The sequence below is a fragment of the Sphingomonas sp. BL-S-28 genome (genome assembly GCF_055521515.1).
Genome location: NZ_CM145483.1, coordinates 804,534 through 820,724 on the forward strand (window position 1 = coordinate 804,534; position 16,191 = coordinate 820,724).

General features: G+C 61.8%; 16 protein-coding genes and 1 pseudogene. 9 read left to right on the forward strand and 8 right to left on the reverse strand.

Features of this window, described 5'->3' with window-relative positions; all coding sequences use genetic code 11:
• Position 1: 1 nt before the first annotated feature.
• The gene (locus ACZ1JC_RS03420) at positions 2 to 340 is read right to left on the reverse strand and encodes an ArsR/SmtB family transcription factor (RefSeq protein ID WP_465139302.1); all 339 of its coding nucleotides are present in this window, start codon (positions 338 to 340) and stop codon (positions 2 to 4) included.
• Positions 341 to 392: 52 nt separating this feature from the next.
• On the opposite strand from ACZ1JC_RS03420, the gene ACZ1JC_RS03425 reads away from it, so the two are divergent.
• The 5 genes from ACZ1JC_RS03425 (at position 393) to ACZ1JC_RS03445 (ending at position 3,372) form a co-directional block, all read left to right on the forward strand.
• Positions 393 to 1,367: a threonine ammonia-lyase gene (locus ACZ1JC_RS03425; protein ID WP_465139301.1), complete on the forward strand. Its 975-nt coding sequence runs from the start codon at positions 393 to 395 to the stop codon at positions 1,365 to 1,367.
• Positions 1,368 to 1,417: 50 nt separating this feature from the next.
• On the forward strand, positions 1,418 to 2,020 hold the full coding sequence (locus tag ACZ1JC_RS03430) for an NUDIX domain-containing protein (protein WP_465139300.1): 603 nt from the start codon (positions 1,418 to 1,420) through the stop codon (positions 2,018 to 2,020).
• Positions 2,021 to 2,125: 105 nt separating this feature from the next.
• Entirely contained in the window at positions 2,126 to 2,347 is a 222-nt protein-coding gene (locus tag ACZ1JC_RS03435) for a cupin domain-containing protein (protein ID WP_465148475.1), read from the forward strand.
• A 146-nt stretch (positions 2,348 to 2,493) separates the two neighbouring features.
• On the forward strand, positions 2,494 to 2,955 hold the full coding sequence (locus ACZ1JC_RS03440) for a carboxymuconolactone decarboxylase family protein (RefSeq protein ID WP_465139298.1): 462 nt from the start codon (positions 2,494 to 2,496) through the stop codon (positions 2,953 to 2,955).
• Positions 2,956 to 2,964: 9 nt separating this feature from the next.
• Positions 2,965 to 3,372, forward strand: coding sequence for an Ohr family peroxiredoxin (locus ACZ1JC_RS03445; RefSeq protein ID WP_465139297.1), 408 nt, complete (start codon positions 2,965 to 2,967; stop codon positions 3,370 to 3,372).
• A 9-nt stretch (positions 3,373 to 3,381) separates the two neighbouring features.
• Here the strand turns inward: ACZ1JC_RS03445 and ACZ1JC_RS03450 are convergent, their stop codons facing one another.
• Both ACZ1JC_RS03450 and ACZ1JC_RS03455 read right to left on the reverse strand, forming a co-directional pair.
• Positions 3,382 to 4,305, reverse strand: coding sequence for a LysR family transcriptional regulator (locus ACZ1JC_RS03450; protein ID WP_465169065.1), 924 nt, complete (start codon positions 4,303 to 4,305; stop codon positions 3,382 to 3,384).
• Between the two features lie 51 nt (positions 4,306 to 4,356).
• On the reverse strand, positions 4,357 to 4,791 hold the full coding sequence (locus ACZ1JC_RS03455; RefSeq protein ID WP_465139296.1) for a VOC family protein: 435 nt from the start codon (positions 4,789 to 4,791) through the stop codon (positions 4,357 to 4,359).
• 173 nt (positions 4,792 to 4,964) lie between these two features.
• On the opposite strand from ACZ1JC_RS03455, the gene ACZ1JC_RS03460 reads away from it, so the two are divergent.
• Complete coding sequence (locus tag ACZ1JC_RS03460; RefSeq protein WP_465139295.1) at positions 4,965 to 5,600, forward strand: FMN-dependent NADH-azoreductase; 636 nt, start codon at positions 4,965 to 4,967, stop codon at positions 5,598 to 5,600.
• Positions 5,601 to 5,627: 27 nt separating this feature from the next.
• On the opposite strand, the gene ACZ1JC_RS03465 is transcribed toward ACZ1JC_RS03460, so the two are convergent.
• From ACZ1JC_RS03465 to ACZ1JC_RS03485, 5 genes are all read right to left on the reverse strand, one after another.
• Positions 5,628 to 6,233 carry a TolC family protein gene (locus ACZ1JC_RS03465; RefSeq protein ID WP_465139294.1) on the reverse strand — a complete coding sequence of 202 codons (606 nt, stop codon included), beginning with the start codon at positions 6,231 to 6,233 and terminating at the stop codon, positions 5,628 to 5,630.
• 38 nt (positions 6,234 to 6,271) lie between these two features.
• Positions 6,272 to 6,790, reverse strand: a complete 519-nt coding sequence (locus tag ACZ1JC_RS03470; protein ID WP_465139293.1) for a TolC family protein — start codon at positions 6,788 to 6,790, stop codon at positions 6,272 to 6,274.
• 241 nt (positions 6,791 to 7,031) lie between these two features.
• Positions 7,032 to 7,493 (reverse strand): hypothetical protein, encoded by a 462-nt coding sequence (locus ACZ1JC_RS03475; protein WP_465139292.1) that lies wholly within the window; start codon positions 7,491 to 7,493, stop codon positions 7,032 to 7,034.
• Positions 7,442 to 7,975, reverse strand: coding sequence for an HlyD family secretion protein (locus tag ACZ1JC_RS03480; protein ID WP_465139291.1), 534 nt, complete (start codon positions 7,973 to 7,975; stop codon positions 7,442 to 7,444). Before ACZ1JC_RS03480 ends, ACZ1JC_RS03475 begins: the two co-directional genes overlap by 52 nt.
• Positions 7,976 to 8,053: 78 nt before the next feature.
• Positions 8,054 to 8,593: a HutD/Ves family protein gene (locus ACZ1JC_RS03485; RefSeq protein ID WP_465139290.1), complete on the reverse strand. Its 540-nt coding sequence runs from the start codon at positions 8,591 to 8,593 to the stop codon at positions 8,054 to 8,056.
• Between the two features lie 654 nt (positions 8,594 to 9,247).
• On the opposite strand from ACZ1JC_RS03485, the gene ACZ1JC_RS03490 reads away from it, so the two are divergent.
• From ACZ1JC_RS03490 to ACZ1JC_RS03500, 3 genes and pseudogenes are all read left to right on the forward strand, one after another.
• Positions 9,248 to 13,918: an autotransporter outer membrane beta-barrel domain-containing protein gene (locus tag ACZ1JC_RS03490; protein WP_465169061.1), complete on the forward strand. Its 4,671-nt coding sequence runs from the start codon at positions 9,248 to 9,250 to the stop codon at positions 13,916 to 13,918.
• 388 nt (positions 13,919 to 14,306) lie between these two features.
• Positions 14,307 to 15,548 carry a patatin-like phospholipase family protein gene (locus ACZ1JC_RS03495; protein WP_465139288.1) on the forward strand — a complete coding sequence of 414 codons (1,242 nt, stop codon included), beginning with the start codon at positions 14,307 to 14,309 and terminating at the stop codon, positions 15,546 to 15,548.
• Positions 15,549 to 15,722: 174 nt separating this feature from the next.
• A pseudogene (locus tag ACZ1JC_RS03500) lies at positions 15,723 to 16,079 on the forward strand (DUF3011 domain-containing protein); the annotation flags it as partial.
• Positions 16,080 to 16,191: the final 112 nt, after the last annotated feature.

Consider the following 16,191-nt stretch of genomic DNA (forward strand, 5'->3'; position numbering starts at 1 on the left):
CTCACCTGAGAACGACTGACTGCTCCGTAATCTTGGTCAGCGCAGATTTAGCATCCTCGATACGGCCCGGAACAAGCTTGTAGAAGGCCCAGTTCTTGATGCGCTTCGAGGTCACGACCCCCGCTTTCGACAGATATTGCAGGTGATTGGTTACGGTTGGCTGGCTGAGCCCTATCTTGTCCGTGATGAAGCCAACGCACACGCCATCCTCCACCAGATCGCCGTCCCTTTGTTCGGGAAAGTGCGCCCGGGGATCGGATAGCCAGCCCAGGATCGTGAGACGATGCTCATTCCCGAGTGCGCGCAGCAAGTCCGCCATTGACGCGTGCGTCGAATCCATATAGTCAAACCCCTATATAGCCTTCTGGCTATGTAATCTTCGATAGGGCATCATGGACAAGAACAAAAGCGCCGATCGCGTCGTCTCGGCCAAAGACGTTTTCAAGGCGGCGCAATCCATAAATCCGCTGATACGGATCACGCCTTTGGAGCGGTCCGAGGCGCTAACGCGCATGACGGGAGTGGAAATTCGCCTCAAACTCGAAAACCAGCAGAACACCGGCAGTTTCAAGCTGCGCGGAGCGGCCAACGTCATTGCGAATCTCGGACAGAACGAGCGCGAAATCGGGGTGATTGCACCGACCGCCGGCAACCACGGATTGGCGTTGGCCCACGCCGGAAAGGCAGCGCGCGTGCCTGTGACAATCTGCTTGCCGGAGACAGCGGACCCGATGAAAATCGCGGCTATGGAAGCCAGTGGCGCCCGGGTCGAATTCTTCCGTGACATCGAGCAAGCGCGACAAGCGGCGACGACGATGGCGGCGGAGACCGGCGCGACTTTCGTCTCGGCCTATAACAACCCCTTCATGATTGCGGGCGGGGGCACGGTCGGCCTCGAAATCCTGACCGAATGGATCGACGCCGACGTCATTCTCGTCTGCATTGGTGGTGGCGGGCTCGCGTCTGGAATTGCGACGGTGGCAAAGGCGATTAACCCTGACATTGAGGTCTGGGGGATACAGAGTGAAGCGAGCCCCACTTTCATCCGCTGGCGCGAAGCCGGCTCTCCCGTTGCCGTCGAACTATCAACGTCGATCGCCGAAGGTATCAGCGGCCCTATCGAACCGGATACAATGACATGGCCCTTGATCCGCGACCGGGTAGACCGTGTGCTGCCGGTATCGGACGCGGAAATCGCGGCGGCCATGGGCTGGATGCTCGACAATCATCGGCAGATCGTCGAACCTTCCGGAATAGCCGCCGTGGCGGGAGTCATCCGCTACGCAGGCCAACTCGCGGGCCGCAAAGTCGCGGCGGTCGTGACGGGCGGCAACGTCTCCGGACAGCGCTATCGCGCCCTGCTCTAGCCGGCGCCGAACCCCGTCCATGAAACACAGACATCGAAGAGGTGCAACAAATGCCTGCGAATACGATCGACATCGTCGCTAGTCGCGTACTTTCCAACGATTGGGGCACACTCAAGAAGTACGAATTCGATCTGCTGCGCCGCGATGGCAATCGCCAGCGTCAGACAAGGGAAGTCTATGATCGCGGAAACGGCGCCACCTGCCTGTTGCACGATCCCATCAATGATACCGTTCTGCTGACGCGGCAATTCCGGCTGCCCATCTACGTCAACGGACGCGTCACGGCCCTCATCGAAACACCGGCCGGACTGCTCGACGGCGCCGATGCCGCCGAACGAATGCGCGCCGAGTTGATGGAAGAAACCGGATATCGTATCGAAGCGCTCAGCCACCTTTACGACCTCTACATGAGTCCTGGGTCGGTTACTGAGTATCTCGCGTTTTTCATCGGCACCTATTCCGCCTCGGATCAGATCTCTCAAGGGGGTGGCAAGGTCGATGAAGGCGAGGATATCGAAGTGCTGCACCTGCCGTTCGAAGATGCCCTGGACATGATTGCCAGCGGCAAAATCTGCGATGCCAAGACAATTATCCTGCTGCAACACCTCGCCCTCACGCGCGCATCGGCAACGCGCCCGCACGTTCCCGAATAATCACGCGTCATCAGAACCCTGGAATTGATACGAAACACCGAAAATTCTGAGCACTACAAGTGGGGTGACAACTGCGATGGATGGATACTGGCACCATCGTGCGACATGATGGTCATTCAGGAGCGAATGCCGGCCGGAACCGCCGAGACACGACACTTCCACACACGCGCCCGGCAGTTCTTCTATGTACTGGCCGGCGAGTTGGTGATGGAAATTGAGGGTCGAAGCTATACCGTGCCCGCCATCTCCGGCATCGAGATCGCTCCCGGTCGTTCAGCGGTGATTTTTTGGGAACCTAGAAGCCGACGTTCGTGCTCCAACGATTGACTGCGCCCGGCGCGCATCACCAATTATGCACTTTCGACACAACAATCAGGTGACGATAGGGCATCTAATCGACGGCAATCGAGGGGCGTAACAAGGCGATGGGCCGGGCAAAAGCGCCGGTGCAATCCAGATCAAGGATCCATCCCATGACCCATCGCATCGATCACAACACCGCCGCGCCCGCCGGAATGAAGGCGCTCGGGCAAGTCTACGGCTACATCATGACCAGCGGCCTCGATCCCGCTCTGGTCGATCTCGTCTACCTGCGCGTCAGCCTGATCAACGGCTGCGCCTATTGCATCGACATGCACAGCCGCGACCTGCTGGCAAAGGGAGTAGAGATCGAGAAGCTGGTGCTCGTTCCCGTCTGGCACGAAGCCGGGGCCCTGTTCAGCGAAACCGAGCAGGCGGCGCTGGCCTGGGCGGAAACCGTGACGCGCGTTGCCGACACCGCCGTGCCCGATGCCGCTTACGAAGCCGCCGCGCGCGTTTTCGATGCCAAGCAGCTTGCCGACCTTACCATCGCGATCGGACTGATGAACACCTACAACCGCCTCGCCATCTCCTTCCGCGCGGCGCCTGCGGCCGTGTCCAAGCTGGCAGCCTGAGCCTTGGCGATGAACCAGACATACACTGCGCAGGCAACCGTCCTTGGCGGACGATCCGGGCGCGCACAGAGCTGCGACGGGCGGTTGCGGGTCGATCTTTCGACCCCGGCCGCGCTCGGCGGTGATGACGGGCGCGGCACCAACCCGGAACAGCTCTTCGCCGCAGGCTACGCGGCCTGTTTCCTGACGACGCTGCGGCAGGAAGCGGAGGCGCAAGGCATCGCGCTCGCTCGCGACAGCAACGTCACCGCAACGGTGCGCTTGCAGGCCGGGGGAAAGCTGGCAGTCTGCCTCTCGCTCGACCTCCCGGATCTGGATGCGGTGCTGGCCGGAAAACTGGCGGACATGGCGCACTTGCGCTGCCCATACTCGCGAGCGCTGCGCGGTGAGGCGGAAGTCCGCATCCGCGTGACCTGACCTGGCGCCTTAGCGTTCGATGCCCTGCGCCCAGGGCTGCTGCGCGAAATGCTCGCGCAGGAATTCGAGCAGAACACGCACGCGCGCCGGGCGAGCACGGCCCGGCGGCGTCACCAGGAACACGGGGCCCGGCGGCGGTCGCCACTCCGGCAGCAGTTCCACCAACGATCCTTCGGCCAGTTGCCGCCAGACGTAGAACTCCGGCAGGATTGCCAGGCCGATGCCGGCCACCAGCGCCGGCACCATCGCAATCGGATTGTTGACCAGGAAGCTGCCATCCATGCGCAGCGCGGTGGCTTCATGCCCCTCACGTTCGAACACCCAGTCCCGCCCCCAGGCCACGTGCGTGGGGATCACGGCGGGATAGCCGGGCAGTTCCGATGGGTGGGCGGGCGTGCCATGCCTTTCGATGAGTGATGGCGCAGCGATCAGCGGCCGCCTGAACGAGAACAGTCGGCTGCTTCGAAGGCTGGAATCCGCGCCCGCGCCGACGTGGATCGCCGCATCGAAGCCCTCTCCCACAAGATCGACGTGTCCTTCCCGCAGCGACAGATCGACGCGAACCTCGGGATATTGCGTCAGGAATTCCGGCAGCGCGCAGGCCAGTGCGTCGATGCCGAAGCCCGCCATCGATGCCAGCCGGATCGTCCCGCGCGGGATCGCCGCTTCCTCCAGGATATCGGCCTCGATCGCCGCGCCGTCGGCAAGAATGCGCATGGCGCGTTCCAGTGAAAGCCGCCCGGTTTCGGTAAGCGACAGCTTGCGCGTCGTGCGGTGGAGCAGCGTCGTGCGCATCCGCTCCTCCAGCCGCGTCACCGTCTTTGACACAGTGGTCTTGGCAAGGCCCAGATCTTCGGCCGCCTGGCTGAACGAACCCTTTTCCGCCACTTTGGCGAAAACCGCCCAGGCCTCGAAATCCGGCAGATGCGGTATGGTAGCCCCCTATTTCCCGTGCACCGACGGGAGGCTAGCACGCCGGCACCCTCAAGCGGAAGCGGGCGCGGCAATCACGTGGATCAGGTTGCCTTCGGGATCGCGCACCATCGTCGAACAGACACCCGGTGCCACCTCGATTTCACACCACACCATGTCCGCACCATAACTTTCCAGATGCCGCGTCAGCGCCGTCAGGGCATCCGAATAGAGGACGAGCGCCTTCCAGCCGAGCCGGGAGAGGTGATGCGGAGGTGCCGCGCGGTCCACCGGGACCGGTTCCGGGTGGCCAAGCGTGATCAGTTCCAGCGTCACGCCGGCCCCGCTGACCAGCGCATAGTCCGCGCCGACCGCGTCGAAGCGCCCGTGACCCACAAGTTCGAACTCCAGCGCATCTCCGTACCAGCGCGTGATGGCCGGAAGGTCGGAGACGGCGAGCGCAAATTGCGCGGCACGAAGGCCGGTAAAAGGAAGTGGCGTAGGCATGGCAAGATCTCCTCATCGAAGTGAGGGTCACTTCTACGCCGCGCAATCGCCGAGGATTATGCCCTCCGAAGGCAACAATCAGGTGCCGCGCCGCCGGCTAATCGATGGGCCGCCGCAGGCATAGAACAGCGTCATCAGACACCAACACACCAGCATCAACAGGGATAAACGCCATGAACATTCTGCACATCGATTCCAGCATCCTCGGCGCGGCTTCCGTAACCCGCCCGCTCGGCCGCCGCCTCGTCGATCGCCTGCTTGCCGCCAACCTCGGCGCCACGGTGACCTACCGCGATCTCGCCGCCGACCCTATCCCGCATCTGTCGGGTGCCTATCTGGCCGCCAAGGGCTCCGGCTCCAGCGAGGAATTCGCCGCCGAAATCGCGCAGAGCGACGAAGTCATGGCCGAATTCCTCCGCGCCGACGCCATCGTCATCGCCTCGCCCATGTATAACTTCAGCGTATCCAGCCAGCTCAAGGCCTGGATCGACCGCATTGCCGTAGCCGGCGTCACTTTCGGCTATACCGAACAAGGGCCCCAGGGTCTCGTCGCCGACAAGCCCGTTTATATCGTCGCTGGCCGGGGCAGTGCATTCGTCGCTGGTTCGCCGGTTGATGGAATGGATTTCCAGGCCCCTTACCTGAAGGCTGTGCTCGGCTTCGTCGGCATCACCGATGTTACCGTGGTCCACGCGGAAGGCCTTGCCCTGTCGCCGGAAGCGCGCGGTTCCGTGATCCCGGCCGCCGAAGCAGCCATAGACGCTCTGCCCTTGGCTCAGACGCGCGATCTGACCCTTGAAGTTTCCTGACCCGGATCGACGGTGAGAGACTGGCCTTTATTCCCCACTATGGCGTTGTTCCTCGTCGATGGACAGGCGGCTCCACCCGCCGCCCATCGCAAGATAGAGTGAAATCCGGCTCAACAGCGCACTGGTTCGTGCCTGAACAAGGCTGAGCTCGACGTTGAGCAAACCGCGCTGGGCGTCGAGTTGTTCGAGGTAGGACGAATAGCCAGCACGGTAACGATTACTGGCATAACGGAAGCTGTCTGCCTGCGCAGCCCTTTGTGCGATAAGGATAAAGACCTGCTCGTCCGCCTGCTGAGCGGAGACAAGGCCGTCCTCTACCTCGCGAAATGCCGTCAGCGCTGTCTTGCGGTAGGCGAGCGCGGCAAGGTCTCTCTGCGCGCCTGCGCTTTCGGCACTGGCCCGAAGACGTCCGCCTTCGAAGAGCGGCGCCAGAATATTCCCGCCCAGCGACCACAGGCTGATAGGGTCGTTGACCAGTAGCGACGACCAGGCCAGCCCCGCCGAGCTGGTACGGCGGAATTGTGGCAAGAACCGCTTGCGCGCGGCCGCCAAGCGAGTGGTCCGCAGCGGCAAGCTGGAGTTCGGCTTGCGCCACGTCCGGACGCCGCGCCAACAACGAAGATGGGAGGCCATCGGGAATGTCCGGTTCCCTTAATCGTTCCAGCGTCCCCTCACGTTCGACGGGCCCGGGGACATCCCCGGTGAGCAAACGCAGCGCGTTCTCCTGCCGAGCAATCGCCTCGCGCAGAGGCGGGATCAGTTGCGCGGTGCGCCTGATACTCGGCCTGTGCCTGCGCAAGTTCGAGTTTCGACGAATATCCGGAGTCTGTGCGCCGCTCCGCGAGTTGCAATGCCTTGTCGCGAGCATCGAGGGTTTCGCGAGCGATGGCGAGCCGCGCATCAAGACTCAGCAACGCGATATAGCCGCTGGCGGCGGCTCCTGCGACGGAGAGGCGCACTGAGTCCCGCGTCGCCTGACTGGCAAGCCACGCATCGTGGGCGGCCGCTTGTTGATCGCTCAGCCGTCCGAACAGATCTACCTCCCATCCGATCTGCACGGCGGGCTGCCCGGTCTGCTGGATAATCGGTACACCGAATGCATTTATGCTGCGGGAATCCGCCGCCGACACCGATGCATCGAGCGTGGGCAGGAGTTGCGCGCGAGCAAGACTTTCCTGCGCGCGCGTCACGGATGCGGGCGCCGGCCTGGGCGATGTCGATGTTGCGTTCCAGTGCGCGATCGACCAGCGCGGAAAGGGCGGGATCGCCGAAGGCTTGCCACCAGATCCGATCGAGCGGAGCGGTCGGCCCGGCATCGGTTCGCCATGCCGTCGGCGCGACGACTGGATCGACCGGCGCTAAGGCCACCTGCGGCCCGGCGCACCCGACAGTCAGGGCCAATATGCCCGCTGCAATCCGGCAAGCCGCGCATCAGTCCCTCGTCGACACGGTCATTTCGACCGACATTCCCGGGCGTAGCCGCTGCGCCATCTCCTGCCCGGGATCGACTTTGATGCGCACAGAAATCCGCTGTGCGACCTTTACGAAATTGCCAGTAGCATTGTCTGCCTTCAGCACGGCAAATTCGGAGCCGGTGGCAGGTGCAATATCTTCGACATGTCCAGTCAGACGGGCACCACCCAGCGCATCGACCTTGAAGTGGGCTTTCTGTCCCACGCGCATATCGCGGGTCTGCGCTTCCTTGAAATTGGCGATCACCCACATGTCATCAGACACGAGAAACATAAGCTGAGTCGCTGCCGCCACGTTGGCACCGCTGCGCACGCCAATTTCCGAAAGGCGGCCATCAACCGGCGCACTGATCACCGTATTGTCGAGATCTATCTGCGCAAGGTGCAACTGCGCCCTTGCCGCCTCGACCGAAGCCTGCAAGCCCCCCGCCCTACCAGGACAAATCGCACATCCTGCTGGCCTATTGCGCGCGAAGCGCCAGCCTGCCGCACCGTGGCCTCCGCCGCCAGCAGAACTGCCAGCGTCTGGTCACGTTCGCGCGCCGAGATCGAGCCATCTGCTACAAGAGCGTCGGCGCGCTTCATGTCGGATCGCGCACGGACGAGTTGAGCCCGGGCGCTGGCGATACCGGCTTCCTGCCCGAGCAGCGCCGCCTCCCGCGAACGCTGGCTCTGCTCGGAGTTTGCCAGCGCAGCGAGTTGGCCGGCAAGATTGGCCTTGGCCTGCTCTACCCGTGCCTCGTAGATTCGCCGGTCGATCGTCGCCAAGACCTCCCCGGCACGTACATGGACAAAGTCGCGCACGGGGACGGCGGTGATGTACCCGTTCACCTGTGGGCTGATTACGGTGACCTTGCCGCGAACATAGGGCCGATGTGCCCGAAAGCTGACCTTCGGCTTCACTTGACGCCGCCCAGGTGAAAGACTGGACCTGGAAAATAGGCGCCACGTCGCCAGGTTTCGGAGTTACGGTCTGTCCGCTCAGCATTCGCTGATGAAATCAATTTGGATTGCGCCGCCCTCAAGTACCGTGTTGCCAGTGAATACAGCGCAGTCGAACGCTTCCATTGGCGAGCCCTCCAAATCCTGCGAATGCAGCATGACAAGGAAGGAAACTCTCGAGTTCGCCGTGACTGTTCCAGGTCCTTGGCGGGCCATCTTTGCGGTACGCCCGCCGCGTCGGGTCATGGCATTGAGATCAAGCACCGGCCCGCCGACGGGTTCGCCGTATATCGGTGCGCCGCCATCAAAGGAAAAGGGTGCGCTCTGCGGATCAAGCCGGATGTCCAATCCATCGGCTTCAAGTTGCAAGGTGCCTTCCAGCACCGCAAGTGTCCTATCGATCCCAAGGAAAGTCGAGAATGCGCCGCCATCCGCCACTCTTGCCATGCTGAGGCGCCAGAGGAAATCGTCCATGCCGGCGCCGGGTGGAAAAACCGCGATTTCTCGCGTCGTTCCGCCACCGTTCTTCCACGGCACTTCGGGGCAATCACGTGTTCGGATAATCTGAACGATGCTCATAGACTGCTGCTAGCGCAAAAAGACGACGGCACCTACCTGAAGTGCCATGGCGTGATTTTAATTCCCCTCAGTCGGCTGTCCGGGAATGTGCGTCTGGAGCGGACGTTCCGGCAGACTGGTGCCGACCTCGGGGCGGCAAGCGCCCGATTCCAGCCATCCATCGCAATCGTCACCGAACCTTAAGCCGGCCATTTGTGCACATCCTCACAATTATCGCCCCCTGCCAGATAACCGACATATGAAATACGTCATTTACAGGAACGAATACTGTGAATTTGGCAAATGCGGTCACGTTACCAGCCAACGTCGCTCACATAAAAATCAATTCTGTAAACTAAATCCCGCAATATAGCTGCATTTCCGAGGGTAATTTACTAGGTATTATCCACCTGTTGAAGGGCAAATATCCTTACTGACAAAATACGGAGACGCAACGCGGAGACGTTGATGTCCGAGAGGTGCGAATTCTCAATTCGATGCGCCGTGTCTATGCCCCGGCAAGCAAAGCTCCGCTATGCGCAGCTCCTGCTTTGCACCTCAATGCTCGCCACAGGCGCCGGGACCGGATTTATCTTTTCTACCGCTGACGCTCAAACCTGCCCCACCCCTATTTCGGTCACCGACACGAGCTGCACTTTACCGGCTGGAACCACAGTGACAGTGGCAACCGCCAATGCAACGGGCGTCACGGTGGCCGGCACGACCGGACGGATCAACGGAGACACCGTGACGATCAACCTCGCCGCGGCCAGCACGACCGGCGAAGCGGCAACCTCTCACGGAACCATCTTCCTGACCGGAGGCGCGGTAAGGACATCGTCTACCACCGCTGCGGCGAGCACAGGGCAGACCGGCCTGTTGTCCACCGGAGCAGGCAGCCAGCTCAGCTTCCTGAGCGGTTCAGTCGCCATGGGCCCACAAACCGGAACGACGGTCATCAACAACCTGCTGGCGGTTCACGCCGTCGACGGCGGATTGGTGACGCTGACAAGCAGTGCGATTTCCACGCGCGGTGGGGCAACTGGCGTCGGAAACGACGCCCTTGTCGCGACCGGGGAAAATAGCGTGATCGACATGTCCGGCGGGTCGGCCAGCACTCTTTCCCGCGCCTCTACGGTGGCGCGAGCGGAGGGAGGCGGAGAAATCCGGCTGAACAACGTGACGGCTTCCACTGCGGCCAGCGCGAACACCCAACGTGGGTTGGTCGCTACCGGACGTGACAGCGCAGCCGTCGGCAGTAAAGTCACGATGACCGGCGGGACCTTGACGATGGGGTCAGGCACGACAGCTGCCAGCGAAATGGTCGCGGCCTATGCCAACGATGGCGGCGACATAACCCTCTCCGGGACTACGGTACTTGTCCAAGGCGGAAACAGCGCGACAACCAGCTTTTCAGATCACGCCCTTTTCGCAACTGGCACAGGGAGTTCCATAACCGTAAACGGCGGATCGATCACCACAACATCGCGCGCATCGTTCGGCGCACGCGCGGAAAATGGCGCTCTGATCGCGATCGCTGGCGGCGCCAGCGGCGCCACGACAGGCACGAGTTCGTCGGTGGCGCCGCTGGTGCTCAACACCGGAAGTTACGCCCTGTCATCAACCGGAGCCGGCAGCCATATTGAGGCGCAGGACGCTTCGGTGACGACATCCGGCGCGTTTGCCGATGCCGCACGCGCCGAAAATGGCGGAACAGTGTCGTTAGCCCAGGCCACGATCGGGACCAGCGGAAGCACTGCGCTTGGCCTGTCTGCCCTTGGCAGCGGCAGCGCCATCTCCGGCTCCGCCCTTACGGTTACCACCACCGGTGCGGCGTCGAGCGCGGCGCGAGCGGAAGGCGGTGCTTCCATCACTTTGCTCGATGGCAGCAGCCTCAGCACCGCTGCCGCAAGCAGTCATGGCTTGATCGCTTCGGGAACGGGGAGCCAAATCGTCGGCACCGGAACGCTAGCAGCCGTGGGCGGGGCATCTGCCAATGCGGCACGCGCGGAAAACGGAGCGAGCGTCTCGTTGACTGGCGGCTCGCTGCGCACCACCGGCTCGGGGCCCTCCGAAGCGCTCAACGCTGCTGCCGCCGATGTACGGTCAGCCGGCACTATGGAACTGTCCGGCGTCACGATCGCCACCACCGGAGGAAGAGCCGACGGGCTCCATGCCGAAGGCCCAGGATCACAAATTCACGGCAGTAATCTTGTCGTCTCGACGACTTGGACCCAGGGCAACGCCGCGGCCAATGCCGTCGATGTCCAGAACGGCGGGACCGTCGTTTTGGAAAGTAGCCAGCTGACTGCGGTCGTTACCGCCGTCAACGTCGGCCTAGCGGCGGATGCAACGCCGGCCACCTTCACTGCGACCGACACCCAAATTACGGCAACCGGGCCGACAGCCCCCGGGCTGAACGCCGTCGGAGGGGCGACCGCCCGCCTCACGGGTGGCTCGGTCTCATCCAACGGGATCAACTCGCCCGCGTTGCAAACGGGCGGCGCAACGATCATCGCCGCGGATGTGGCGATCCATACGACCGGCAATGGTCGCTCGTACGGCGTCCTTTCCGGCGGAAACAGCAGCGTGACCGTAACCGGCGGCTCGATTACGACCGCAGGTGAGCCTGAAAACCCCTTCACCGCAAACGCGCGCAGGCCCCAGGGTCTGGTCGCCACCAACCCCGGCGGGCTATTGAGCGCATCGGGCGTGTCCGTCGCAACCAGTGGTGTCGAAGGGTTCGGCGTGGTTGCCGACGACGGCGGCATCATCACGCTTGTGGACAACCACATTGCGACGTCTGGCCTCGCCGCGATCGGCCTTTACGCGGGAATCGATCAGGACGGTGCCCAATTCCTCGTGAGCCTGATCGGCACCAATCAGGTCGTCGAAACGCTGGGCGAGCGCGCTTACGGCGCCTATGTCTCGCGCAATTTCCTGACCGCAACCGCGACAATGGACCTCACCGGTGGCTCGATATCCACTCAGGGCGACAGCGCAACGGGCCTGCGGGCAATAGGCGGCGGAACTCTGTCGGCACGGCAGGGCAGCGTTACCACGAGCGGCGCACAGGCTTACGGCGTTCAGGCGCGCTACTTTGTCGATGCAGTAGTGGCCGACCCTCGCAGCGAGCCAACCTCGGTCGCACTCGCCGATATGACGATCTCAACCGGCGGAACGGCAGCGCATGGTGCGCTGGTCCAGAACGGCGCTCTGCTCACCGGCGACAACGTCGATATTTCCGCAGGCGGACCTGCGGCGATGGCGCTTTATTCGATCGGTGAACTGGCCTCCACCACGGTCGACTTTAGCGGCAGCAGGCTGGTAAATGCGCAGGGGCCAACAATCGGCGTTGCAGGCACCGCTCGGCTATCGTTCGCGCAGTCCACCATTGGCAGACCGCTGGCGCAGGGTGGAAATGCGCAATGGTTACTCGTGGGCTCCGCCGCGGACTTCCCCTCCCTGCTTGCCGAACCCGGGATTCTGGGTGACGTCGATGACGATCCACCCGTGGCCGCCTTTACACTCGCCAGCATCGCATCCCCGGCAGCAGTCAGCGTGCCGGGCGCGGCCGACATCGATATCCGGGCCTCCACGGTTACGGGAGCAGCGATCACTCTTCCGGGCAGTATTTCCAACGTCTCGCTGAACGACCAGACGCGCTGGGACATGAGCGGCAGTTCGAACCTCACCAACCTATCGAACGCGCAAAGCGGTATTTTCTACACGCCGCCCATCGGTGAGCCGACCAGCGCCGCGAGCTACAAGACACTGACTACCGTTAACTATTCCGGCAACGCCGGGGTGATCGGCCTTCACACCTACCTCGCCGGTGATGGCTCGCCGTCGGACCTATTGGTAATCGATGGTGGCACGGGGACGGGTTCGAGCCGGCTGCAGATCACCAACTCCGGAGGTGGCGGTGCACTGACGCTGGAGAACGGGATACTGGTTGTCGATGCGATAAACGCCGCAACCACGACAGGAGGAGCATTTGCATTGGCCGGCCCCGCTATCGCAGGGCCGTACGAATATCAGCTCTATCGCGGAAGCGTAGATGCCTCGGCAGCCGATAGCTGGTTCCTCAGGAACACACTGCCCACTCCAACTCCGACCCCAACGCCAACACCAACACCGACGCCAACACCGACACCGACACCGACACCGACACCAACTCCGACACCGACACCAACTCCGACACCAACTCCGACACCAACTCCGACACCAACTCCGACACCAACTCCGACACCAACTCCGACACCAACTCCGACACCAACTCCGACACCAACTCCGACACCAACTCCGACACCAACTCCGACACCAACCCCCGCCCCAGCGCCCAGGCCATATTACCGCCAGGAAACCTCGGTCTATTCGGCGGTGCCGGCGATGCTCGCGATTTACGGCAGGCAGATTCTCGATACCTTGCACGAACGGGTTGGCGATGAAGAGCAGATCCGAGACAATCCCGCGCTCGCCGATTCAGACAAGTGGACCAACGGAATATGGGGCCGCACGATTATTCGGCATGGCCATACGAGCGGCGATGCACTCGGCATTTACGGTGACAATGGCCCTTCCTACAAATCGGACATGATCGCATTTCAACTCGGTCTTGACGTCTATCGTCATACCGAAAAGCGCGATGACGGCAGTGAAGGAGACCGCGACCACGCCGGCATCATCGGCAGTTGGGGAACGATGGATGCAGAAATCGACCACAATCTGATCGATTTCAAATTCCGGGCCGGAAAGGTGGATATGCAAAGCTGGTCGATCGGGGTGTTCTGGACGCACTTTGAACCGAACGGCGCTTACCTTGACCTCGTAGGACAAGCCAGCTGGCACGACATCCGAATGCGCTCACTCAGATTGCAAAGGGTAAAGACCAACGGCTTCGGCCTGGCGCTTTCTGCAGAGGGTGGCTACCCAGTCCCGATCGACGATGACTGGAGGCTGGAACCTCAGGTTCAGCTGATCTACCAGACCTTCGACATCGACGCCTTTGATGATCCGGCCGCAAATGTCCGCTTCCGGGACCTCGATTCGCTGACTGGCCGCGCCGGCTTCCGATTGGCGCATGAAGGCGATCTCGAAGGATGGCTGCGCGGTAATATCTGGCACGAGTTCCTGGGTGGGTTCAGCACGGAATTCTCCTCCGCAGACGGTTATGTACCCTTCGAAACCCACCCACCCGTCACTTGGTGGCAGGTGGGCGCTGGAATCAGTTTCCTCCTCCATCCGCAACTCACCTTGTTCGGACAGGGCAGTTACGAAGAGGCATTCAACGCGGACAGCCATGCCTGGACAGGCAAAGTCGGCGTTCGTGTGAATTGGCGGTAAGCTCCTGAGTGATCCAGCGTTAGGAAAGCTGGGGTCGCGCACGTTTCCCGGATTGCCGGGGAAACTGCGACCTGATCGACGGCTAGGATTCCGCCAATTCTGATCCGATGCCAAACTGGCGTTCGGCGCCGAACCGGGCAAACGCCATGATTATAAAGGATCACCGCCGCGTATTTGGATACCGGTCTCTCCTTCGCCCAGAGCAGCTGGGCAGATCATGTCCCGAGCTACCGGTCGGCAAGCGCCGGTGAGTTCAAACGGTCATCGCAACATCGGCTAACATCGATCAAATCGGGTAAGTGCTGGCCCTTCTGAGGGTTTCCATCGATCCCCCTGCACGGCAAACTTAGGTAACGTTACATAATCAGTCCCCAAGATGGCGTGACGCGTGACCCAACATATCGAGAGCCAAGCCCGGACCCGAAACCACAGGCAGTTTATCCGTTGGCTGCGGGTGATGCTCGTCGCCTTGGCACTGCCAATCAGCGTGTCAGGATGCGCCTCGCTAAAGCGCGAGGCTGCGGTTCCTCAGGCGCAAACCACACTTGCTGATCCGGGCTTTGGCAAGATCCGGTTCATGGTGACACGGGATGTTGCGCCATTTGCCGAAGAAGCGATCTCCGCTCAAAAGAAGGAGATAGCTTACCTCGCATCTCAGGGCGGCACCGGCCCACTGCCCCCAGCCTCATATCTGGCAATCTCTGGCGGTGGGGACAATGGCGCCTTTGGTGCCGGCCTGCTCAATGGTTGGAGCGCGTCGGGAACACGGCCATCCTTTAAGGTCGTAACCGGGATCAGCACCGGCGCCCTTACGGCGCCCTTCGCTTTCCTGGGCCCGGACTACGACAAGCAATTGACGGAGGTCTATACGACCATAACGCAGGCCGACATCATGAAGAAGCGCGGACTGATCAAGGGCTTTTTCAGCGATGGGATGGCAGATACAACCCCTCTGATGCAGCTCGTCAAACGCTTCGTTAACAAGCCGCTACTGGATGCCATTGCCGCCGAGTACGCCAAGGGTCGGCTGCTGTTGGTTGCAACAACAGATCTCGACACCCTCGAGCCAGTCGTCTGGAACATGACTGCGATTGCGGCCAGCCCCGATCCTGGCGCATCGGAGCTTTTCCGCCGTGTTCTTGTGGCCTCGGCGTCCATTCCCGGGGTATTCCCGCCGGTGATGATCAATGTCACCGTCAACGGTGTAGCCCATCAGGAAATGCACGCGGACGGTGGCACGGTCGCGCAGGTCTTTTTCTACCCGCCTTCGTTGCGATCAGTGGCCGGCAACGAACTGCAGCACCGTCAAAGGACCCTGTATATCATCCGCAACGCGCGCCTCGATCCGGATTGGGCAGAGGTAGAGCGCAAGACAATGTCGATCGCAATGCGGGCATTGTCCTCATTGACCCAGACGCAAGGCATCGGTGATCTCTATCGAATTTACACGACTACTCAGCGCGACGACGTCGCGTTCAACCTGGCCTACATACCCAAGAGCTTCGATCACCCCCACGCGGAGGAATTCGACAAGGCGTATATGCAAGCCCTCTATACGACGGGCGAGAAAATGGGGCTCGCAGGGTATCCATGGCAAAGATCGCCCCCGGGTTTTGATGGGCTACCGTGAGTACAAGTTAGGTACCTGCGGTGGTCATTCCCCCCGCCTTTTGATCGCCGTCAATTCGTATTGTTTGTGTTTGGTTGTAGGATTATGGTCGCCAGACAGATCACTTCCGATTCCGCCTCCTTTCCTGAGAGAAATGCGATGAGGGGTAAGGTTACGGTGATCGCGGCAACGGCAATGCTGACCGCGCAGCCAACGAGTTCACTAACCGCTCAATCGTCGCCGGACGTGCCGGTCCAGACGCTTCCGGCGCAAGTGGACCGTCCAGCCACGCGCCCTCCCGGAACGCAGAGGCCGGTTCCCTTGCCTGAACCCCTACCCAGCCCTCCGTCGCGCCCACCGAACCGGCCGGATGGCTTCGCGGGACGCCTGACCTGCGAATCCCGGAACAACCGGATCCAACGATGCAACGCAAGAACGGAAAATCGCGTCGAACTGCTGAGCAACTCATCGGCATGTACGCGGGGACGAAGTTGGGGGTACGACCAGCGCCAAATCTGGGTTTCCCATAACTGTCGCGGCACTTTCGGTTATGGCCGCGGCAACAATTATTGGAACGACCGACCGGGCAGCGGAAACAATAACAGCAGTGGGGGGCTGAGCACAGGCGCGGTCGTTGGCGGCGTGGCTGTCGCCGCCGGGCTTG